A 19,968-nucleotide genomic window follows, 5' to 3' on the forward strand; every position below is an offset into this window, starting at 1 on the left:
CGAAAAAACAAGGAGTGCAGAAGAAGCACCCCCTCTGGCTGCCGCCATCTCCCCCACAAGGGGGAGAATCCGTACGGCACCGCCGGCGCCCAACCCGGGCGACCCCCTTGTAGAAACGTTCCGATCGGAGTGATGGGGCAGCCGCGCCGATTCTCCCCCCTTGTGGGGGAGATGGCGGCAGCCAGAGGGGGTATGGACGGCCGCGTTCCGATCGGTCGGAATATACCGCAGATTACAGCCCGATTTCGTGTTTCCACGGCGGATTGGCGCCGGCGCGCGATACGGTTACGGCGGCCGCCTTGGCGCCGAGCGCCAGCGCCTGCCGGACCGCATCGTCGCTCAGGTCTGCGACCTGTTGCTTGGTCAACAGATTGTTGAGCTTCAGCGAGGCGAGCACGCCGGCATCGAACGTGTCGCCGGCGCCGACCGTGTCGACGACCGTGACCCGCTCGCTCGCCACCTCGACCTTGTGGCTCTTCGTATAGCCGGCGGCGCCGTCGGCGCCCCTCGTGATCACCACCAGCTTGGGCCCCCGCTGCAGCCATTCGGCCGCGAGCGTATCATGGCTGCCCTCCATGCCGAACCAGGCAAGATCCTCGTCGGAGAACTTGATGATGTCCGACATCGTCGCCATGCGGTTCATGCGGGCGAGATGGGCCTCCCGGTCCTTGATGAAACCGGGCCGGATGTTAGGATCGAAGGAGATCACCCGCTTTTCGTGTTCACGGGCCATCAGCGCCTCGTAGGTCGAGCCGCAGGGTTCGGGAATGAGGCTGATCGCGCCGAAATGCAGCGCCTCGTAGAAATCGCCGAAGGCGGGCAGATGGTCCGTGGTGATCATCCGCCCGGCGGTGTTCTCGTCGAAGAAGGCGTAGCTCGCATGTCCGTTGACGAGTTTCACGAAGGCGAGTGTCGTGTGCAGCGGCAGCGTGGCGCAGGGGCCGAAATCGACGTTTGCTGCCTTCAGCGTCTCCCGCAGGATATCGCCGAACATGTCGTCGGAGAGCCCGGTGAAGAATCCGGTCTGGATGCCGAGCCTCCCAAGCGCAATCGCCGTATTGAAGATGGCCCCCCCGGCATAGGGCGCAAAGGCGCTTTCCCCGGCCGCCGTCTCGCGCGGCAGCATGTCGATCAGAGCCTCTCCGCAGCAAACGATCATGAACGTCCTCCCTTGAAATGTTCCATCGACGAGATCGGCATCCCGGCGCCGCGTTACTGGGCAGCGAGCGTGCCGGCGCCGCCATTGCGGGCCGACCAGGCGAGCGGCGCATTGAGGAAGGCTTCGACCTCGTTCAGCGTCTTCTCGTCGAACAGCGCCTGCTCGCGGGCGACTGCAAGGACGTTGCGCCAGGTGGCGATGTAGTGCAGGTCGACGCCCTTCGATTTCATGTTGGCGCGGGCTTCCGGGAAAATATCGTAGTAGAAGAGCGCGATTCCGTGCTCGACGATGCCGCCGGCCGCCCGGATCGCGTCGATGAACTTGAACATCGAGCCGCCGGCGGTCGTCAGGTCCTCGATCACCAGGACGCGCGCGCCTTCCGGCATGTGGCCCTCGATCTGGGCGTTGCGGCCGTGGCCCTTCGGCGCCTTGCGCACGTAGATCATCGGCAGGCCGAGCCGTTCGGCAAGCATCGCCGCGAAGGGAATGCCGGCCGTCTCGCCGCCAGCGACCACATCGAATTTCTCAAAGCCGGCTTCGCGGAGGATCGTCGCGGCGGCGAAGTCCATCACCGCCGAGCGGATGCGCGGATAGGAGATCAGCTTGCGGCAGTCGATATAGACCGGGCTCGCCATGCCGGAGGAGAGCCTGTAAGGCTCGTCGGCGCGGAAATGCACCGCCTTGATCTCCCAGAGCATCTTCGCGACCAGCTCGGCCATCACCGTCTTGTCGGTGAACGCGTTCGAAAACATGACCTCTCCTTCAAAATCTTTAGCTAGACGACGGCCCAGTAGAGGGGGAACATCGGATCGAAGACCGTGACCGGTCCGGCCTCGGTCTCGATCTTGGCGGGATAGCGGACCGGCTCGTCGCCCCTGCGCAGCGTGATCGTATCTTCGTTCACCGGTAGGCCATACCAGGCGGGGCCGTTCAGCGAAGTGAAGGCCTCGAGCCGGTCGAGCGCCCCCTCCTCCTCGAAGACATGGGCGAGGCAGCTCAGCGTGTTGATGGACGTATAGATGCCGGCGCAGCCGCAGGCGCATTCCTTGAGCGGATCGGCGTGCGGAGCGGAGTCGGTGCCGAGGAAGAACCGAACGTCCCCTGAAACCGTGGCCGCCCGCAGGGCCAGACGATGCGTCTCGCGCTTTGCGACAGGCAGGCAGTAATAATGCGGCTTGATACCGCCGACGAGAATGGCGTTGCGGTTGATGATCAGGTGATGCGTGGTGATGGAACCCGCAAGATTGGCCGCGTGCTCCTTGATGTAGTCGATCCCATCCTTAGTCGTCACATGCTCCATGGTGATCCTGAGGTCGGGCAGGCGTCGGCGCAGCGGGTCAAGGACCGTTTCGATGAAGACGGCCTCGCGGTCGAAGATATCGACCTCAGGCGTCGTCACCTCGCCGTGGACGCAGAGCGGCATCCCGATCTCGGCCATGCGCTCGAGAACCGGCATCACCTTTGTGATGTCGCGCACACCGCTGTGCGAATTGGTGGTCGCGCCCGCCGGATAGAGTTTCACCGCCTTGACGAGGCCGTTTCTGAAACCGGTCTCGACGTCGTCCGGGTCGGTTCCCTCGGTCAGGTAGAGCGTCATCAACGGTTCGAACCGGTGACCTCGGGGCACAGCGGCAAGGATGCGTTCGCGATAGGCGGCCGCGTCGGCGGAGGTCACCACCGGCGGGACGAGATTGGGCATGATGATGGCGCGGGCGAAATGGCGGCTCGTGTCGGCAATGACACCGCGCAGCATGCCGCCGTCACGCAGATGGAGATGCCAATCGTCCGGGCGGCGGATAACGAGCTCTTGCATTTAAGCTTTCTCCCGATGCTCGCGCCCGATCCGCGCCGGCGGCATCAAGGCCGGCCAGTGCGCTTGAAAGGGGCGGTAACTCATGTGGTGAAACCGCGCCTCGATAACATCATTGCGCCGCCGAGTACAATGGGGTTTCGAAGAGGCAGAAAGCGGGATGCACGCGAAAACCGCATGCATTCGCTCGGAGCCCACCTTCAAAAATCTCGGATCACCCGATCGCTGGCGCGGCAGTTGCCGACGACGCGGCGGGCATTCGGGATGTCGTTGCCGAAGGCCTTTTTTCGTGCGGTCTCCTCATCATAACCGTGGTCGTACCAGCGCTGCAGCAATCGCTGTTCGAGCACGTCGATGCCCGGATCGATGAAGATCGAATAGTCGAAGACGGCATCGAGCCCGCGCCATGGCGCCTCGTCGAGCAGCAGGTAATTCCCCTCAACGAGCACGATCCTCGTTCCCGGGGCAATTGCCCGGGCGGAGGCGATCGCCAGTTCGCGGGTCCGGTCGAACACCGGAACGAGCACCTCGCCGTCGTTGGCGCGCACGGCGGCGAGCGTCGAAAGGAAGGCCCGCACATCGAAAGTTTCGGGCGCGCCCTTGCGCGGCAGCAGGCCCTTCTCGATGAGGACGGCATTGTCCATGTGGAAACCGTCCATCGGCAGCACCGCGACGCTTTGCCCAGCTTCGGCAATCGCCTCGGCAAGGGCTTCGGAAAGCGTCGACTTACCGGCGCCCGGAGGCCCGGCAATGGCGACGATGAAACGGCCGGCGCCCGCCGCCCGTTTCAGGATCTCGTCCTTCAAGGACTGCACATTCATGCGGCGATTGCCTCGCCGGGCGGCGCCTTGGCACCGGTCATGAAGGCGACCGCATCCGACATGGTGTATTCCTTCGGATTGATGACGCAGAGCCGACGGCCGAGGCGGTGGATATGGATCCGGTCCGCCACCTCGAAGACATGCGGCATGTTGTGCGAGATCAGCACGATCGGCAGGCCGCGGCGCCGGACGTCGAGGATCAGCTCCAGGACGCGCCGGCTCTCCTTGACGCCGAGGGCGGCGGTCGGCTCGTCCATGATGACGACCTTGGAGCCGAAAGCGGCAGCGCGCGCGACCGCCACGCCCTGGCGCTGGCCGCCCGAGAGCGTTTCCACTGCCTGGTTGATGTTCTGGATCGTCATCAGGCCGAGTTCCGAAAGCTTCGACCGGGCCATTTTCTCCATGGCCGAACGGTCGAGGGTGCGGAACAGCTTGCCGAAAAGGCCCGGCTTCCTGATCTCGCGACCGAGGAACATGTTGTCGGCGATCGAAAGCGCCGGCGACAGAGCGAGATTCTGATACACGGTCTCGATGCCGGCGGCGCGCGCCTCCATCGGCGAGCGGAAGTTTATCGGCTGGCCTTCGAGGCGGATTTCGCCTTCGTCAGGAGTGATGGCGCCGGAGATCGCCTTGATCATCGAGGACTTGCCGGCGCCGTTGTCGCCGATCACCGCGAGGATTTCACCCGGATAGAGGTCGAAATCGGCGTGATCGAGGGCGGTGACACGGCCATAGCGTTTGACGAGACCGCGGGCGGTGAGAATGGGTTGCTGTGCCATTAAGCTGCTACCTTTCTGATCCACTGGTCGATTGCGACGGCGGAGATGATGAGCACGCCGGTCAGGAAGACTTTCCATTGCGGGTCGGCGCCGAGCATGTTGAGGCCCATCGACACGACGCCGACAATCATCGCGCCGATCAGCGTCCCGAGGATCGAGCCGCGGCCGCCGAAGAGCGAGATGCCGCCGATCACCGCTGCGGTAATGGCCTGCAGGTTATAGTCGGTCACGGCTGCCGACGGGGAGATCGAGCCGTTGCGGCCGATCGAGACCCAGGCGGCGAGCGCCGCGATCAGGCCGGCGATCGTGTAGGCGCTGAGGAGCACCTTGCCGACGCGGATACCGGAGAGCTTGGCCGCCTCCGGATCGTCGCCGACCGCGTAGAGATGCCGTCCCCAGGCGGTGTGGTTCAGCGCGTACCAGAGGCCGAAGACCAAAAGCACCATGCTGATCACGCCAAGCGTCAGAACGGCCGTGCCGATCTTGAAGCTGACGCCGAAGACATGCAGCCACTGCGTGACCGCGGTCACGTCCGCCTCGCGGATCGTCGCGTTCTCCGAGTAGATGAAGTTCGTCGACATGATCACGTACCAGGTGCCGAGCGTGACGATGAAGGGCGGCAGCTTCAGGCGAGAAACCAGAAGGCCGTTCAAGAGGCCGCAGGCGCCGCCCACCACGAATCCGGCCGCCACGGCCAGTGGCGCCGGCAGGCCGTAGGTCACGGCGCAATTGCCCATGACGACGGCCGAGATGACCATGATGACGCCGATCGAAAGATCGATGCCGGCCGTCAGGATCACCAGCGTCTGCGCCGCGCCGAGCATGCCGACGATGGCGATCTGCTGCAGGATCAGCGTCAGCGTGTAGGACGAGAAGAACCTGCCGCCGATCGCGAGACCGAACACAAGGATCGAGGCGACGAGCACGACGAACGGCACGGCGGCCGGCGTCGAATGCAGGAAATGCTGAACTTTTTGAAGCGGCGTCTTGTCATGCGTGTCGAAAGACGCCACTTCCGTCGAACTGTTGACCAGGACCTTTTCGAACTCCTGGGATGGTTGTGCGGCTGTGTTTGGCTCGGCCATGGAGACTCCTCCCATAAGCCCCACGCTCAAGTGGGGCGCATTATTGCCGGATGCGCGGCCCGCCGATGATAGCGGCGAGTTCCAGAATTCCGATCAAGGTAAGTCCGGATCAACGTTATCCCGCTTCCGGTTCATGATCGGTGCAAGAAGCGGGACGCGCGGCATCGCGACTTCCATTATCCCGCTCTCAAATTTGCGCAGGTTTCGCGCCTTGTCAAAGACGTTGGCTTACGCGAAGGGCGGCCGGGGCCGCCCTTCCGTCATTTCATGGGATCGAGGAAGCGGGCGATCAGCCCCAGCACTTATCCGTGCCAACCTTGGTGTCGATCGATTCGACGCCGGCGGCCGGCTTGTCGGTGACGAGCGCGACGCCCGTATCGAAGAAGTCCTTGCCTTCGGTCGGCTTCGGCTTCTCGCCGGTCTCGGCGAACTTCTTGATCGCCTCGATGCCGAGCGAGGCCATCATCAGCGGATATTGCTGCGAGGTGGCACCGATGACGCCTTCGGCAACGGACTTGACGCCCGGGCAGCCGCCGTCGACCGACACGATCAGCACGTCCTTCTCCTTGCCGACGGCCTTGAGCGCCTGATAGGCGCCGACGGCGGCCGGCTCGTTGATGGTGTGGATGACGTTGATGTCCGGGTCCTTCTGCAGAAGGTTTTCCATCGCCGTGCGGCCGCCTTCCTCGTTGCCGTTCGTCACGTCATGGCCGACGATGCGCGGATCGTCCTCGTCGCCGATCTTGTTCGGATCCTTGGGATCGATACCGAAGCCGATCATGAAGCCCTGGTCACGCAGCACGTCGACCGTCGGCTGCGACGGAGTCAGATCCAGGAAGCCGACCTTTGCGGTCTTCGCGCCCTCACCCATCGTTGCGGCCGCCCACTGGCCGATCAGCTTGCCCGCCAGCAGATTGTCCGTTGCAAATGTGGCGTCTGCAGCCGTCGCCGGATCGAGCGGCGTGTCGAGGGCGATCACGAGAACGCCTGCGTCCTGCGCCTTCTTGACCTGATCGACGATCGCCTTGGTGTCGGATGCGGCAATGAGAATGCCCTTGGCGCCATCGGCGATGCAGGACTCGATAGCGGCAACCTGGCTGTCGTGGTCACCATCGACCTTGCCGGCATAGGCCTTCAGCGTGACGCCGAGTTCCTGGGCCTTGGCAGTCGCACCTTCCTTCATCTTCACGAAGAAGGGGTTGGTGTCGGTCTTGGTGATGAGGCAGGCGGAAACGTCGGCCGCCTGCGACGGCGACGCGAAGGCAACGCCCAGTGCGAGCGCGCCGAATGCGGTGGAAAGAACAGTTTTCTTCATCAAACCCTCCCAAGGATCAATAATGCCGGTGACCGGCCTTCAGGCTTCGCCGTCGCAGCATTCTCCTTCCGCTGCCACGGCGCTTCCGAGCGTCAATCAAACACCAAATTTTCGGGGTGTCAATAAATAAATCAAATTGAATTATTATCTGGATGTGGCATTCTGCGTCCAGCGGCCGATGCCAACGGGAGGAGCGGTGGCGTGTCACTGATAGAAGATCCAAACCGGGGATCGGCGCAACCGGATGTCATCGACCCGAGCGGCGGGGCGAACCAGACGCGCGTGCGCGCCTATAACGAGCGGCTGGTCATGTCGCTGGTGCGCCGCCACGGCAGCCTGTCAAAGGCGGAAATTGCGCGCCGGTCCGGCCTTTCCGCCCAGACCGTCTCGGTCATCATGCGCGCGCTCGAGGCCGACGGGATGCTCGTCCGTGGCGCGCCGGTGCGCGGCCGCGTCGGGCAGCCGTCTATTCCGATGCGCCTCAATCCCGATGCCGCCTACTCCTTCGGGGTCAAGATCGGCCGGCGCAGCGCCGACCTGGTGCTGATGGATTTCCTCGGCAACATCCGGCTGCATCTGCACCAGATCCACACCTATCCGCTCCCCGACGAGCTTGTGACCTTCATCGTCGAGGGAATGAGCAAACTCGAACGGCAACTCGGTCCGGGCGAACGCAAACGCATCGCCGGCGTCGGCATCGCGACGCCCTTTGAGTTGTGGAACTGGGCCGAGGAGGTCGGCGCGCCGCCTGAAGAGATGGACAAATGGCGCGACTTCGACCTTCAGGCCGCTGTTGCGGCGCGGACCGCCCATTCCGTCTTCCTCCAGAACGACGGCACCAGCGCCTGCGGGGCGGAGCTCGCCTTCGGCGTCGGCGCCAACTATCCGGATTTCGTGTATTTCTATATCGGCTCGTTCATCGGCGGCGGCGTCGTGCTCAACTCCGCGCTCTTCTCGGGCCGGACCGGCACAGCCGGTGCGGTGGGTCCGCTGCCGGTCTCGGGCAAGGACGGCAAGACAACGCAACTGCTGAAGATCGCCTCGGTCTTCGTGCTCGAGAAGCTGTTGCGCGAACGCGGCGTGGATCCCAAGCCGCTCTGGTATTCCGCCGACGACTGGATCGATTTCGGCGAACCTCTTGAAGTCTGGATCCAGGATTCGGCGTCCGCGCTGGCCCAGGCCATCGTCTCGGCCGTCTCCATCGTCGATTTTTCCGCCGCCGTGATCGACGGCGGTTTCCCGCCCTGGGTACGGGCCCGCCTGCTGACGGCGACGCGCAAGGCGCTGCAGACCCTCGACCTGCAGGGCGTAACGGTCCCGGACATCGTCGAAGGCGCGGTCGGAAGCCACGCCCGGGCGATCGGCGGGGCGAGCCTGCCGCTCTTCTCCCGCTACCTGCTCGATACCAACGTCCTCTTCAAGGAGCTTACGTGATGCTGAAAGGAATAGACCCCATACTGAGCCCGGAATTGCTTGCCGCGCTCAGGGCTATGGGGCATGGCGACGAGATCGCCCTTGTCGACGGGAACTATCCGGGCCAGGAGCATGCTCGCCGGCTGGTGCGGCTCGACGGCCACTCTCTCGTCCCGGTCCTCGATGCCATCCTCAGCGTGCTGCCGATCGACGATTTCGTGCCGGAGGCGATCTTCCGCGCGACCGTCAAGCAGGACAAGGACGCGCTCGACCCGGTGCATCGGGACATTATCGAATGCTGCCGCAAGCACGAGCCGAAGCGGCCGGTCGTTCCGCTTCTCGGCGCTGAATTCTATCCGCGGGTGAAAGCCGCCCATACGGTCGTGCAGACCAGCGAGCCGCGCCTCTACGGCAACGTCATTCTGCGCAAGGGCGTGATCTATCCCTGAGCCATCCCGTAACGCAAAGAACCCGCCGGTCGTGCCGGCGGGTTCTTCCTATCATCCGATGATGTCCGTCACCTCAGGCAGCGACAGTCCTGCCGAGGCGGGCGTCAAGCGAGAGCGCTCCGGGGCCAAAGCCGGCAAGCACCAGGAAGGCGCCGGCAATGGTGATGTTCTTCATCATCATGATCTGGTTGAACACCGACAGAAGGCCGTTCGCCGCTTCCGGGAAGCCGGGAATGTTGATCGGGCCGTTATGGAAGACGAAAGCCGTGACAAGGCAGAAGGCGGCGAGCAGGTAGGAAGCGATGCGCGTCTGGAAGCCGACCAGAACGGCAAGGCCCGCGACCAATTCGAAAAGACCGGCGAGATAGGCGAGCGCGGTTGCCGCCGGCCATCCGGCATTGGTGATCATGCCGGCCGTACCCGCCGGATCGGTGAGCTTGCCGAAGCCGGAGACGATGAAAATGATCGAGAGAAGAACGCGCCCGATGAGGACGATGACAGTCTGAGACATGCACGAGGCTCCTGTTGGAAACTGATTTGGCGATAGCAATATCAGCATTTCCCGAATCGGCCAGCCGCCTTGGCGGAAACAGATCGTTCACAATTTCGCGACGACGAGGTGATATCGTCAACCCGATGGCGTCGACATCCGACAATGCCCCATTCGCCAAGCTCTTTTCTGTTGCAAGAGGCCGCGACTGGTGTGAAGAATTTCCGCGCGTCGAGGGCACGCGGGGAAATCTCATGACCGAAATCAACCGGAGTCCCGCCTTCTGGCGGTCCTTTCCGATTTTCGAAGAGTTCGACAAGGAAACGCTCTGCGAACTCGCCGACATCGCCAGCTACCGGAAATGGCCGGCCGGCACCGTCATCTTCCAGCGCGGCGATGAAGGCAACTATATGATCGTCGTGGTTTCCGGGCGCATCAAGCTTTCGCTGTTCACGCCACAGGGCCGCGAGCTGATGCTGCGCCAGCACGAGGCGGGGGCGCTGTTCGGCGAAATGGCGGTGCTCGACGACCAGCCGCGCTCGGCCGATGCAACCGCGGTCACCGCCGCCGAGGGCTATGTGATCGGCAAGAAGGCCTTTCTCGATCTCATCACTCAGAAACCGAAGATCGCCGAGGCGGTCATCCGCTTCCTCTGCGCGCAGCTGCGCGACACGACGGACCGGCTGGAGACGATCGCGCTCTACGACCTCAACGCCCGCGTGGCACGCTTTTTCCTGGCGACGCTCCGGCAGATCCACGGGAACGAACTGCCGGCCAGCGCCAATCTTCGCCTGACCCTGAGCCAGACCGATATCGCCGCCATTCTCGGCGCAAGCCGGCCGAAGGTGAACCGTGCCATTCTCTGGCTGGAGGATAGCGGCGCTCTCAAGCGGACGGACGGCATCATCTCGTGTAATGTGGGACGCCTGCTGACGATCGCCGATCCACCGGAGGACTAGGCCGATTGAGCCTGACGCCATGGCCGCATCGCCGCATCAGCCCGCTTGCCGGCGGGATCATTGCGAGTCTGGCCGCGGCGCTCATTCTCTACCTCCATGCCGGGACGGTGTTGCGCACGCCGCGCGAGCTGTTCTTCGACAATCTCACCCAGTGGGTCCCTTCGCCGCGCTCGACGGACATCGTTGTGGTCGACATCGATCGGAGGGCCTACGAGGCTAGATCCGAAAATTGGGACAGGGCCGCGACGGCCGAGCTGATATCGCGGCTTGCAGCCGCCGGCCCGAAGGCGATCGCCGTCGACTTCGTCTTCAGTTCCGACTGCGATCCGGCCGCGCCGGCAAACGCCGCGCTCGCTTCGGCGATCGGTGAAGCGCCGGTCGTGCTGGGCTTTCTGGCGGCCGAACGCGCCCTGGAGCGGCCGCGCCCCGTTCCGCCACTGGCGTTGCGCCGTCAGCTTGCAGTCCCCGCGCAATGGTTCCTCGAGGGCGCGGAGACTGCCTGCCCGATCTTCATGGAGCGCTCGAAGGCGGCAACGGCCGCCTTCCTCGTCGGTGACGAGGATGCGCGCGTCCGGCGTGCCCAGGCCTTTGCCATTATCGGCAACGACGCCTTTCCGGCGCTGGGCATCGAAGCGGGCCGGCTCGGCGCGGCAAGCAGCACGGCGGTGCTCGGCGGAGAACCCGCCTGGCTGAGGCTCGACCACGCCATCATTCCCCTCGACGCGGATGGCAACCTTCGTTTCGTGGCGAGTTCGCAGGCGGAAATCGCCGACCGGACGGTTTCGGCTGCCGACGTCATCGCAGGCAGCATCGACCGGAGCCGGCTCGCTGGCAAGCTCATCTTTCTCGGCAGCAGCATGCCGAGCCTCGGCGGCCTGAGGCCGACCGCCTCCATGCCGCTCGAGCCCTCGGTGCAGATCCATGCCGACATAGCCAATGCGGTCGTGACGGGATTCGTGCCCTATCGCCATGGCGGTCTGCCCCCGATCGAGGCGCTGTTCAGTGTCGCCGCGGGCGTGGTTGCCGCCTATGGCGCAACGAAACTCCGCCCCTCGCTGACACTGACGTCCGGCGCCGCGGCCGTGCTTGCCGTCAGTGCCTTGGCCGGCGCCATCTATGCCACGACCGGCTGGCTCTTCGACGCCGTCGGCATCTCGGTCGCGCTGGTGGCGGTCCTCATCGTGACGAGCGCCCTGCAGCTTGCTCGGGTGCGCCGTGCCGAAGCGATCGCCCGCCAGAAATTCTCCCAATATCTGCCGCAGTCGGTGGTGGCACGCTACATCGACGATCCGGACCGCGGCCGTGCGACGGGCGAAGAGCGGCCCGTGACGGCCCTCTTCACCGACATCGAAGGCTTCTCGACGCTTTCCCAAAAGCTCGGGCCTCGCGACCTCGTGGCCTTGCTCGACATCTATTTCGCGGAGGTGAACGCGCTCGTTGCCCGCCATGGCGGCATGGTAGACAAGGTGGTCGGTGATGCGGTCCATTGCCTTTTCAACGCGCCGGAGGATCTCGCCGACCATGTCGACAAGGCCATCCGATGCGCGATGGCCATCCATGCCTTGACCGAAGAAATGCGACGGCGACCGCAATTTGCCAAGCATGATTTCGGAAGGACCCGGATCGGCATCGAGACCGGACCGGCGGTCCTTGGAGAGGTCGGCGCCGGCGGCAAGCTCGATTACACCGCCCATGGCGACGCCGTGAGCCTCGCCGCGCGTCTCCAGGAGGCGAACAAGTTCCTCGGCACGGCAATCTGCATCGGCCCGGCGGCCGCCGCTGAGTGCAGGGTTGCGCTTCGCCCGCTCGGCAAGCATGAGATCCGCAGCTTCGGATCGATGGAGCTCTTCACCGTCGCCGACGACGCCATTTAGAAAGCATCGTTACCCTGGTCCGACGCTCGCATAGGCTTCCCGGATCCGTGCCTGTCCCCAGTTGGTCGGCTCGCTCGGCGCCGCACCGGGGCGGCCGATATCCACGCCCTGCCCGGCGGAAAGCATCCGTGTGACGCCGCCGCCTTCGACGCTGACGGCACCGTGCTCGACGAAGACGGCGAAGGCAGCAGCCCGGCTGGGCCCGCAGAAAAACTTCGTGCCGCGAACGCCGATCATGCCGAATGCCGTGCGGACCACGACGTCCACCTTCGGCAGTCCTTGCGGCCGGTCGAAGACCATCCGGCCGAGGCCGAGCTCCAGCGTGCCTCCCTCGCCGGCGATGAAGCTGTCGATCAGCAGTTCCGTCTCAGGCCCAAGCAGGATGCGCGTTTCGCTGAGGGCGAGATCGGCAAAACTGTTGGTGCTCGTCTTGACATAGTCCCGGTCGAGAACGGCGCCGCCTGCGGCAAGCCGCTCCTCCGCATCACCCTGCCGACGGCGAACATTGCCGCGTATCGTCTCCGCCTTGCCCACGACTGTGCCGCTCGCGGCCGCGGCCTTTCGGCCGCCGATGACCGCCATGATCAGGCCGCCGAGCACCATCCTTCTTCTCATGCGCAGCTGCGGCATCGGCTTCTCCCCGCTGCGATTGCAGCGCTCCCCTGTTCGAGCCTTCGTTCGAGGATAGACCGACGCTTCGAAGATGCAAGACGCCCGTCCCGCCGAGTTCACCGGCGCTCCGGATGCTCGCTGTTTCGCTTGGAACAGGCACCGCCTCCCGGCAGTTCTAGGATAGTGGCCTGACTACAGCGCCGCGCGTCCCATCAGACGCGCAAAGGTCGCACTTTGCATTGCGCATGTCGATTGAAGGAGAAATGCATAGGGAGAGCACCATGGACACCCGTATCAAATCGCCCATGCGCGTCGCAAGCGCGCCTCTCATTGCAACGGCGATGCTCCTATCCTTCGCCGCGCCTCCCGCGGCACGCGCCGCCGATCTCACCCCCGCCGAGCAGTGCGACCGGGAAGCCGGCAGCGAACTCGATCTCGAACGCAACAAGGCCTTTCCACCTGTCGCCAGCGAAGATATCCGCATCGGCGTGGCGCTGTCGGCCTGCCGCGAGGCCTATAACCAGAATGGTGGCGCGCGGACGCAGTTCCAGCTCGCCCGCGTTCTCGACCGGGCCGGCGAGAAGCTGAAGTCGCTTCGCATTCTCGGCGAAGCCGCGCAAAACGGCCACGCGCTGGCGATGGCGATGTACGGCACCCGACTGGTTGAGCGAGGCGAGGCGGAAGCGGCCTTCGATCTTTACCGGCGCGCTGCGGCCGCCGGCAATGCCGTCGCCGCCCATAATCTCGCTGCCGCCTATCGGGACGGCGTCGGTACGGACGTCGACGGACGGCTTGCCGCCCTGTGGTTCGAACGGGCGACGACGGACCAAGTCCGGTGACGAAGACTGAAAGGCTCTAACGCGCCACCAACCGAAGCCGGCGCATCCCTGCCCTACCGGATCTCGCCCGCCTGCGGCCCCCAGGTATCGGTCAGCGCAAAGCCGTCGGCGAGCGGATCGAAGGGGTCGAGCGCCACCTGATGCAGCCCGAAGGTCCAGCCTCGGCCCGAAATCGTCGGAATGATCGCCTCACGCCCGGCGACCATCGTCACGGATTCGAGGCCCACTTCGAATTCCGAGCCGATGATCGAGCGGGATTTCAGGACGTCGCCCGGCTTGACCTTGCCGCGCGCATGGAGCGTGGCGAGATTGGCCGAGCTACCGGTGCCGCAGGGCGAACGGTCGACGCGGCCCGGCCACATGGTGGTGCAGGTCCTGACGGTTCCGTCCGCCTCCGTATCGCGAAACATCACATAGGCAACGCCGCTGATCTCGGGGATTTCCGGATGAACGACCGGCAGCGTGCGGTTGACGAGGTCCTTCAGCGCCATGCCCGCCTCGACGATCCGGCGCGCATTCGCCTTTTCGATCGTCGTACCGGTCTGGGTGACATCCACCAGGGCATAGAACACGCCGCCGAAGCAGAGATCGAGCTTGATGCGGCCCCATTCGGGCGTGTCCAACTCGACATCCAGCTCCTGGACGAAGGACGGAACCATGGTGAGCTTCACCCGCTCGCAGCGGCCGTCGCGGCAGGTGGCCGTCGCCTTCACGAGACCTGCGGCCGTATCGAGCATCACCACGGTTTCCGGCTCCTTCATCTCGATCATGCCGGATTCGAGCAGCGCCGTCGTCACGCAGATCGAATTGGAGCCGGACATGGCATGGGCCTGGTCGGCCTGCAGGATGATGAAGCCGGCGTCCGCCTCCGGCCGCTTCGGGGGAAGCAGCAGATTGACCGAGCCGATCGATCCGGAGCGCGGCTCGAGGCAGAGGAACCGCCGCAGGCTGTCATCCACCGTGTTGATGTGGTTCAGCTGCTCGGCGATCGAGTTGCCCGGGATTTTCGGCACGCCGCCGATCGCCACCTTGCCGATCTCGCCCTCGCAGTGAACGTCCAGCAACTGGATCGTGCGCTTCCATCTCATGACCGTGTCTCCGGATATGACGAGGCGAGCTGATATATCAGAACCCCGAGCTGATCCATAGCGCGTTCGTGATCGACCCGCAAGGGATCGCCCGCTGGCTCCTTGCACAGCAGCGTCACCATGACCCGCCCAAAGATGCCGCTTGACCGCGGAACGCAAGGGGAGGAGCGTGCCGTCAGGTGCACTATCGCGACACGCCCCCATGACAAAGCTCATCATTTTTACCGACCTGCATATGGTTCCCGAAGGCACGACGATCATCGGGATCGACCCCTACCGGCGGCTCGCCAACGGGATTGCCCATATCAACCGCTACCATGCCGATGCGGAGCGGGTGATTTTTGCAGGCGACCTGACGCACCAGGCGGACCGCGTCTCCTACGAACGGTTGAAGGATCTGCTTTCCGGACTGGTTCCGCCTGCGGCCATCATGCTCGGCAATCACGACCGGCGCGAGGTTTTCCTGGAGGTGTTCCCGGAGGCCGCGAGGGACGAGAACGGCTTCGTGCAGCAGGTGATCGATTTTGCCGATTGCCGTGCCGTGTTGCTCGACACGCTGTTTGCGCCCCCCTACGACTATCCGATGAGCCATGCCGGCCATCTGTGCGAAAAACGTCTTGCCTGGCTCGACAGGCAGCTCGGCAGCGCCGGCGACCAGCCGGTTCTCGTGTTCATGCACCACCCGCCGCATGCCAGCGGATTTGCGGGCATCGACATGATCCGCCTCATCAACGAGGAGCAATTCTACGGGCTCGTGAAACGGCACGGCAACGTGCGCCACATCTTCGCCGGCCATGTGCATCGCACCATCAGCGGCTCCAGCCGCGGCATTCCCTTCTCGATCTTCAAGAGCCCGGTCCACCAGCAACCGATGCCCTTCGACATAACGGATGCCTCGCTTTCCGTCGACGAGCCGGCAGCCTACGGCATCGCGGTGGTCACCGCCGACGGCGTACTGGTGCATACCGAGGATTACGAGATCGCGAGGCGCGACGCGGCAGAGGCGTGAGACGCGCCTGAACCTTGACCATTTCGACGCTTTCGGCTTCGTGGTAGGCTGCCGCCATGACCCTCTCCCTTTCCCTGAGCTACGATTTCGATTGTCAAAGCTGTGGCGCCTGTTGCGCCTATTCGGCCGAGTGGCCGCGTTTCTCCCTGGAGACGGAAGAGGAGCTCGAGCGAATACCGGCGGACCATGTCGCCCCCGACCTTGGCGGCATGCGCTGCGAGAACGACCGCTGCACGGCGCTCGAGGGCACGCTCGGAAAATTCGTCGCCTGCAAGGTCTATGCCGTCAGACCGATCGTCTGCCGGACCTGCATGCCCGGAGACGACGAATGCCTGATGGCCCGCCAACGCCTGTTCGGCGCCGCGGCTTGAATGATGGAACATGCGGATCATGATCCTGTGAACCGTATGTTTCTCTCGGTTTGGCAGCATGTATAGAGAAACATCCTGCGACGCAGGCAATTTGCCGGATGGATGTTCGGCGCCATGAAGCGTATTTTCGGCCACGAATTTCAGGGCGCCAAGGTGCCTTGCTACCCCGCGTGGAGGACCGCGTTCGATGAGACAGACCCAGCTTCAAAAGCCAACCATCACGGCCGACGCCGCCCCCGCGCCGTTTGCCGACTTTGCGGCGCCGATCCGGCCCCAGAGCACGCTGCGCCAGGCGATCACGGCCGCCTATCGCCTGCCTGAGACGGAATGCCTGCCGCCGCTCGTCGAAGCCGCGACGCTGCCCAGGGAAATACGAGACTCGGCCGAAAGGACCGCCCGCAAGCTGGTCGAGGCTCTGCGCGCCAAGCACAACGGCTCGGGCGTCGAGGGGCTGGTGCAGGAATACTCGCTTTCGAGCCAGGAGGGCGTGGCGCTGATGTGCCTTGCCGAGGCGCTGCTGCGCATTCCCGACACGGCGACCCGCGATGCACTGATCCGCGACAAGATCGCCGACGGCGACTGGAAGTCGCATCTCGGCGGTGGCCGGTCGCTCTTCGTCAACGCCGCCACCTGGGGCCTTGTCGTCACCGGCAAGCTGACCTCGACCGTCAACGACCGCAGCCTCGCCGCGGCGCTGACGCGGCTGATCTCCCGTTGCGGCGAGCCGGTGATCCGTCGCGGCGTCGACATGGCCATGCGGATGATGGGCGAGCAGTTCGTCACCGGCGAGACGATCGACGAGGCGCTGCGCCGCTCCCGCGCGCTCGAGCAGAAGGGCTTCAGCTATTCCTACGACATGCTCGGCGAAGCGGCGACGACCGCCGCCGATGCGGAGCGCTACTACAAGGACTACGAGAAAGCCATTCACGCGATCGGCAAGGCTTCCGCCGGCCGCGGCATCTATGAAGGCCCGGGCATCTCGATCAAGCTCTCCGCGCTCCATCCCCGCTATTCGCGCGCACAGGCATCGCGCGTGATGGGCGAACTGCTGCCGAAGGTGAAGTCGCTCGCGCTTCTCGCCAAGAAATACGATATCGGCCTCAACATCGACGCCGAAGAGGCCGACCGGCTGGAACTGTCGCTCGATCTCTTGGAGGAACTCTGCCTCGACGGCGATCTCGCCGGATGGAACGGCATGGGCTTCGTCGTGCAGGCTTATGGCAAGCGCTGCCCCTTCGTGCTCGACTTCATCATCGATCTGGCGCGGCGCGCCGGCCGGCGCATCATGGTGAGGCTCGTCAAGGGCGCTTACTGGGACGCCGAGATCAAGCGGGCGCAACTCGACGGGCTCGAGGACTTTCCGGTCTTCACCCGCAAGATCCATACCGACGTTTCGTACATCGCCTGCGCCCGCAAGCTGCTTTCGGCGACCGACGTCGTCTTCCCGCAATTCGCCACCCACAACGCCCAGACGCTCGCCACCATCTACCACATGGCCGGCAAGGACTTTCAGGTCGGCAGATACGAATTCCAGTGCCTGCATGGCATGGGCGAGCCGCTCTATGAAGAGGTGGTGGGACGGGAGAAACTCGGCCGGCCCTGCCGTATCTACGCGCCCGTCGGCACGCACGAGACGCTGCTTGCCTATCTCGTCCGCCGCCTGCTCGAGAATGGTGCCAACTCCTCCTTCGTGCATCGCATTGCCGATCCGGGCGTTTCGATCGACGAGCTTGTCGCCGATCCGGTTGGGATCGTCCACGCCATGCCGGTCGTCGGCGCGAAGCACGAGAAAATAGCGCTGCCGACGGAGCTCTTCGGCGGTGCGCGCACGAATTCCGCCGGCCTCGACATATCCAATGAAGCGACGCTCGCCTCCCTGACCGAGACGCTCAAGGCGAGCGCCACGATCGCCTGGACGGCGGTACCGCAACTCGCAACCGGCGCGGCGGACGGCGAAACGCGCCCCGTCGTGAACCCGGGTGATCATCGCGACCGGGTCGGCTCGGTCACCGAGACTTCTGAGGAGGATGCAAGACGGGCCGCTCGCCTCGCGGCCGATGCGGCATCGGGCTGGGCTGCCATTTCCCCGGCCGAACGAGCCGCCTGCCTCGATCGGGCCGCCGACCTCATGCAGGCGCGCATGCCGACGCTTCTCGGGCTGATCATCCGCGAGGCGGGCAAGTCGTTGCTGAACGCCATTGCCGAGGTGCGCGAGGCGATCGATTTCCTGCGCTATTACGCCGAGCAGACGCGCCGCACCCTCGGCCCGGGCCATAAGGCCCTCGGACCCGTCGTCTGCATCAGCCCGTGGAACTTCCCGCTGGCAATCTTCACCGGCCAGATCGCCGCAGCCCTCGTGGCCGGCAACCCGGTGCTTGCCAAGCCGGCGGAAGAAACGCCGCTGATCGCCGCCGAGGGCGTGCGCATCCTGCACGAGGCCGGCGTGCCGGCAAGCGCGCTGCAGCTTCTTCCGGGCGACGGCCGCGTCGGCGCCGCACTGGTCGCAGCGCCGGAGACGGCGGGCGTGATGTTCACCGGCTCGACGGAGGTGGCGCGGCTCATCCAGGCGCAGCTCGCCGGTCGGCTCTCGCCCGCCGGGCGGCCGATCCCGCTCATTGCCGAAACCGGCGGCCAGAACGCGATGATCGTCGATTCATCGGCGCTCGCCGAACAGGTCGTCGGCGACGTGATCGCCTCGGCCTTCGACAGCGCCGGCCAGCGCTGCTCGGCACTGCGCGTGCTCTGCCTGCAGGAGGATATCGCCGACCGTACGCTCACCATGCTGAAGGGCGCGCTCCACGAATTGAACATCGGCCGCACCGATCGTCTTTCCGTGGATGTCGGCCCGGTCATCACCGCCGAGGCCAAGGACACGATCGAGAAGCACATCCAGCGGATGCGCGGGCTTGGCCGGAAGGTGGAGCAGATCGGCCTCACCGCCGAGACGGAAAAGGGCACTTTCGTGCCGCCGACGATCATCGAGCTTGAGACGCTTTCCGATCTGAAGCGCGAGGTCTTCGGGCCGGTGCTGCACGTCATCCGCTACCGCCGCGACGCTCTCGACCGGCTGATCGACGACATCAACGCCACCGGCTACGGGCTGACCTTCGGCCTGCACACGCGCCTCGACGAGACCATCGCCCATGTGACGAGCCGCATCAGGGCCGGCAACCTCTATGTCAACCGCAACATCATCGGAGCGGTTGTGGGCGTGCAACCCTTCGGCGGCCGCGGCCTTTCCGGCACCGGTCCCAAGGCCGGCGGGCCGCTCTATCTCGGCCGGCTGGTGACGACTGCTCCGGTACCGCCGCAGCACAGCTCCGTACACACCGATCCGGTACTGCTCGATTTCGCCAAGTGGCTCGACGGCAAGGGCGCGACGGCGGAGGCGGAGGCCGCCCGCAATGCCGGCAGCATCTCGGCGCTCGGTCTGGACCTCGAACTCCCCGGCCCCGTCGGCGAGCGCAATCTCTACGCGCTGCATCCGCGCGGCCGCATCCTGTCGGTGCCGGCGACCGAAAGCGGGCTTTACCACCAGCTCGCCGCGGCGCTTTCGACCGGCAACAGCGTCGTCGTCGACGCCGCCTCCGGCCTGCAGGCCTCGCTGAAAAACCTGCCGCACAGCGTCGCTCTGCGCGTCTCCTGGTCGAAGGACTGGGCCGCAGACGGTCCCTTTGCCGGCGCCCTCGTCGAAGGCGACGCGGAACGCATCCGCGAGGTCAACAAAGCGATCGCCGGCCTGCCGGGCCCGCTGGTGCTGGTCCAGGCCGCCTCGGGAGAAGAAATCGCCCGCAATCCGGAAGCCTACTGCCTGAGCTGGCTGGTCGAGGAGGTCTCCACTTCGATCAACACCGCCGCCGCCGGCGGCAATGCCAGCCTGATGGCGATTGGCTGA

Annotated in this window: 18 protein-coding genes; 8 read left to right on the forward strand and 10 right to left on the reverse strand. The window is 64.9% G+C overall.

All coding sequences use genetic code 11. The annotated features are described in order from the left end of the window. Positions 1-232: 232 nt before the first annotated feature. The 7 genes from AU381_RS09605 to AU381_RS09635 all read right to left on the reverse strand — a co-directional run bounded on the left by AU381_RS09605 (position 233) and on the right by AU381_RS09635 (position 6,969). Positions 233-1,159, reverse strand: coding sequence for a carbohydrate kinase family protein (locus tag AU381_RS09605; protein WP_064241483.1), 927 nt, complete (start codon positions 1,157-1,159; stop codon positions 233-235). Positions 1,160-1,212: 53 nt separating this feature from the next. Next, a complete protein-coding gene (locus AU381_RS09610) occupies positions 1,213-1,911 on the reverse strand; it encodes an orotate phosphoribosyltransferase (RefSeq protein ID WP_064241484.1) in 699 nt (232 codons plus the stop codon). A 23-nt stretch (positions 1,912-1,934) separates the two neighbouring features. After that, complete coding sequence (pyrC, locus tag AU381_RS09615) at positions 1,935-2,972, reverse strand: dihydroorotase (protein ID WP_064241485.1); 1,038 nt, start codon at positions 2,970-2,972, stop codon at positions 1,935-1,937. 197 nt (positions 2,973-3,169) lie between these two features. After that, complete coding sequence (locus tag AU381_RS09620) at positions 3,170-3,790, reverse strand: nucleoside triphosphate hydrolase (protein ID WP_064241486.1); 621 nt, start codon at positions 3,788-3,790, stop codon at positions 3,170-3,172. Beyond that, on the reverse strand, positions 3,787-4,569 hold the full coding sequence (locus tag AU381_RS09625) for an ATP-binding cassette domain-containing protein (protein ID WP_064241487.1): 783 nt from the start codon (positions 4,567-4,569) through the stop codon (positions 3,787-3,789). Before AU381_RS09625 ends, AU381_RS09620 begins: the two co-directional genes overlap by 4 nt. Beyond that, positions 4,569-5,654: an ABC transporter permease gene (locus AU381_RS09630; RefSeq protein WP_064241488.1), complete on the reverse strand. Its 1,086-nt coding sequence runs from the start codon at positions 5,652-5,654 to the stop codon at positions 4,569-4,571. The genes AU381_RS09625 and AU381_RS09630 overlap by 1 nt, the downstream gene beginning before the upstream one ends. Before the next feature lie 289 nt (positions 5,655-5,943). Beyond that, positions 5,944-6,969: a sugar ABC transporter substrate-binding protein gene (locus AU381_RS09635; protein ID WP_064241489.1), complete on the reverse strand. Its 1,026-nt coding sequence runs from the start codon at positions 6,967-6,969 to the stop codon at positions 5,944-5,946. Between the two features lie 201 nt (positions 6,970-7,170). Between AU381_RS09635 and AU381_RS09640 the strand changes: the two genes are divergently transcribed. Further along, positions 7,171-8,403, forward strand: coding sequence for an ROK family transcriptional regulator (locus AU381_RS09640; protein ID WP_064241490.1), 1,233 nt, complete (start codon positions 7,171-7,173; stop codon positions 8,401-8,403). Then, complete coding sequence (locus tag AU381_RS09645; protein ID WP_064241491.1) at positions 8,403-8,831, forward strand: RbsD/FucU family protein; 429 nt, start codon at positions 8,403-8,405, stop codon at positions 8,829-8,831. Before AU381_RS09640 ends, AU381_RS09645 begins: the two co-directional genes overlap by 1 nt. 73 nt (positions 8,832-8,904) lie before the next feature. Here AU381_RS09645 and AU381_RS09650 read toward each other — a convergent pair whose 3' ends face one another. Further along, a complete protein-coding gene (locus AU381_RS09650; protein ID WP_064241492.1) occupies positions 8,905-9,342 on the reverse strand; it encodes a DoxX family protein in 438 nt (145 codons plus the stop codon). A 233-nt stretch (positions 9,343-9,575) separates the two neighbouring features. On the opposite strand from AU381_RS09650, the gene AU381_RS09655 reads away from it, so the two are divergent. Both AU381_RS09655 and AU381_RS09660 read left to right on the forward strand, forming a co-directional pair. Continuing rightward, positions 9,576-10,280, forward strand: coding sequence for a Crp/Fnr family transcriptional regulator (locus AU381_RS09655; protein ID WP_064241890.1), 705 nt, complete (start codon positions 9,576-9,578; stop codon positions 10,278-10,280). Between the two features lie 5 nt (positions 10,281-10,285). Next, a complete protein-coding gene (locus AU381_RS09660) occupies positions 10,286-12,154 on the forward strand; it encodes a CHASE2 domain-containing protein (RefSeq protein ID WP_064241493.1) in 1,869 nt (622 codons plus the stop codon). A 9-nt stretch (positions 12,155-12,163) separates the two neighbouring features. On the opposite strand, the gene AU381_RS09665 is transcribed toward AU381_RS09660, so the two are convergent. Beyond that, on the reverse strand, positions 12,164-12,784 hold the full coding sequence (locus tag AU381_RS09665; protein ID WP_064241494.1) for a FecR family protein: 621 nt from the start codon (positions 12,782-12,784) through the stop codon (positions 12,164-12,166). Positions 12,785-13,071: 287 nt separating this feature from the next. Here AU381_RS09665 and AU381_RS09670 point away from each other — a divergent pair, with 287 nt between their 5' ends. After that, on the forward strand, positions 13,072-13,605 hold the full coding sequence (locus AU381_RS09670; protein ID WP_425288617.1) for a sel1 repeat family protein: 534 nt from the start codon (positions 13,072-13,074) through the stop codon (positions 13,603-13,605). 53 nt (positions 13,606-13,658) lie between these two features. Here AU381_RS09670 and AU381_RS09675 read toward each other — a convergent pair whose 3' ends face one another. Further along, on the reverse strand, positions 13,659-14,693 hold the full coding sequence (locus AU381_RS09675) for a proline racemase family protein (RefSeq protein WP_064241496.1): 1,035 nt from the start codon (positions 14,691-14,693) through the stop codon (positions 13,659-13,661). Positions 14,694-14,895: 202 nt separating this feature from the next. Here AU381_RS09675 and spdA point away from each other — a divergent pair, with 202 nt between their 5' ends. The 3 genes from spdA (at position 14,896) to putA (ending at position 19,968) form a co-directional block, all read left to right on the forward strand. Beyond that, a complete protein-coding gene (spdA, locus tag AU381_RS09680; protein WP_064241497.1) occupies positions 14,896-15,702 on the forward strand; it encodes a 2', 3'cyclic nucleotide phosphodiesterase SpdA in 807 nt (268 codons plus the stop codon). A gap of 56 nt (positions 15,703-15,758) precedes the next feature. After that, positions 15,759-16,073 (forward strand): YkgJ family cysteine cluster protein, encoded by a 315-nt coding sequence (locus AU381_RS09685; RefSeq protein WP_064241498.1) that lies wholly within the window; start codon positions 15,759-15,761, stop codon positions 16,071-16,073. 187 nt (positions 16,074-16,260) lie between these two features. Next, positions 16,261-19,968 carry a trifunctional transcriptional regulator/proline dehydrogenase/L-glutamate gamma-semialdehyde dehydrogenase gene (putA, locus tag AU381_RS09690; RefSeq protein WP_064241499.1) on the forward strand — a complete coding sequence of 1,236 codons (3,708 nt, stop codon included), beginning with the start codon at positions 16,261-16,263 and terminating at the stop codon, positions 19,966-19,968.

This window comes from Sinorhizobium glycinis (genome assembly GCF_001651865.1).
Taxonomy (GTDB): domain Bacteria; phylum Pseudomonadota; class Alphaproteobacteria; order Rhizobiales; family Rhizobiaceae; genus Sinorhizobium; species Sinorhizobium glycinis.

What these genes read in the sequence shown, in the direction of transcription:
- AU381_RS09605 (WP_064241483.1), bottom strand. Translation starts at nt 1,159, where the DNA reads ATGATCGTTTGCTGCGGAGAGGCTCTGATCGACATGCTGCCGCGCGAG.
- AU381_RS09610 (WP_064241484.1), bottom strand. Translation starts at nt 1,911, where the DNA reads ATGTTTTCGAACGCGTTCACCGACAAGACGGTGATGGCCGAGCTGGTC.
- pyrC (WP_064241485.1), bottom strand. Translation starts at nt 2,972, where the DNA reads ATGCAAGAGCTCGTTATCCGCCGCCCGGACGATTGGCATCTCCATCTG.
- AU381_RS09620 (WP_064241486.1), bottom strand. Translation starts at nt 3,790, where the DNA reads ATGAATGTGCAGTCCTTGAAGGACGAGATCCTGAAACGGGCGGCGGGC.
- AU381_RS09625 (WP_064241487.1), bottom strand. Translation starts at nt 4,569, where the DNA reads ATGGCACAGCAACCCATTCTCACCGCCCGCGGTCTCGTCAAACGCTAT.
- AU381_RS09630 (WP_064241488.1), bottom strand. Translation starts at nt 5,654, where the DNA reads ATGGCCGAGCCAAACACAGCCGCACAACCATCCCAGGAGTTCGAAAAG.
- AU381_RS09635 (WP_064241489.1), bottom strand. Translation starts at nt 6,969, where the DNA reads ATGAAGAAAACTGTTCTTTCCACCGCATTCGGCGCGCTCGCACTGGGC.
- AU381_RS09645 (WP_064241491.1), top strand. Translation starts at nt 8,403, where the DNA reads ATGCTGAAAGGAATAGACCCCATACTGAGCCCGGAATTGCTTGCCGCG.
- AU381_RS09650 (WP_064241492.1), bottom strand. Translation starts at nt 9,342, where the DNA reads ATGTCTCAGACTGTCATCGTCCTCATCGGGCGCGTTCTTCTCTCGATC.
- AU381_RS09655 (WP_064241890.1), top strand. Translation starts at nt 9,576, where the DNA reads ATGACCGAAATCAACCGGAGTCCCGCCTTCTGGCGGTCCTTTCCGATT.
- AU381_RS09665 (WP_064241494.1), bottom strand. Translation starts at nt 12,784, where the DNA reads ATGCCGCAGCTGCGCATGAGAAGAAGGATGGTGCTCGGCGGCCTGATC.
- AU381_RS09670 (WP_425288617.1), top strand. Translation starts at nt 13,072, where the DNA reads ATGCGCGTCGCAAGCGCGCCTCTCATTGCAACGGCGATGCTCCTATCC.
- AU381_RS09675 (WP_064241496.1), bottom strand. Translation starts at nt 14,693, where the DNA reads ATGAGATGGAAGCGCACGATCCAGTTGCTGGACGTTCACTGCGAGGGC.
- spdA (WP_064241497.1), top strand. Translation starts at nt 14,896, where the DNA reads ATGACAAAGCTCATCATTTTTACCGACCTGCATATGGTTCCCGAAGGC.
- AU381_RS09685 (WP_064241498.1), top strand. Translation starts at nt 15,759, where the DNA reads ATGACCCTCTCCCTTTCCCTGAGCTACGATTTCGATTGTCAAAGCTGT.
- putA (WP_064241499.1), top strand. Translation starts at nt 16,261, where the DNA reads ATGAGACAGACCCAGCTTCAAAAGCCAACCATCACGGCCGACGCCGCC.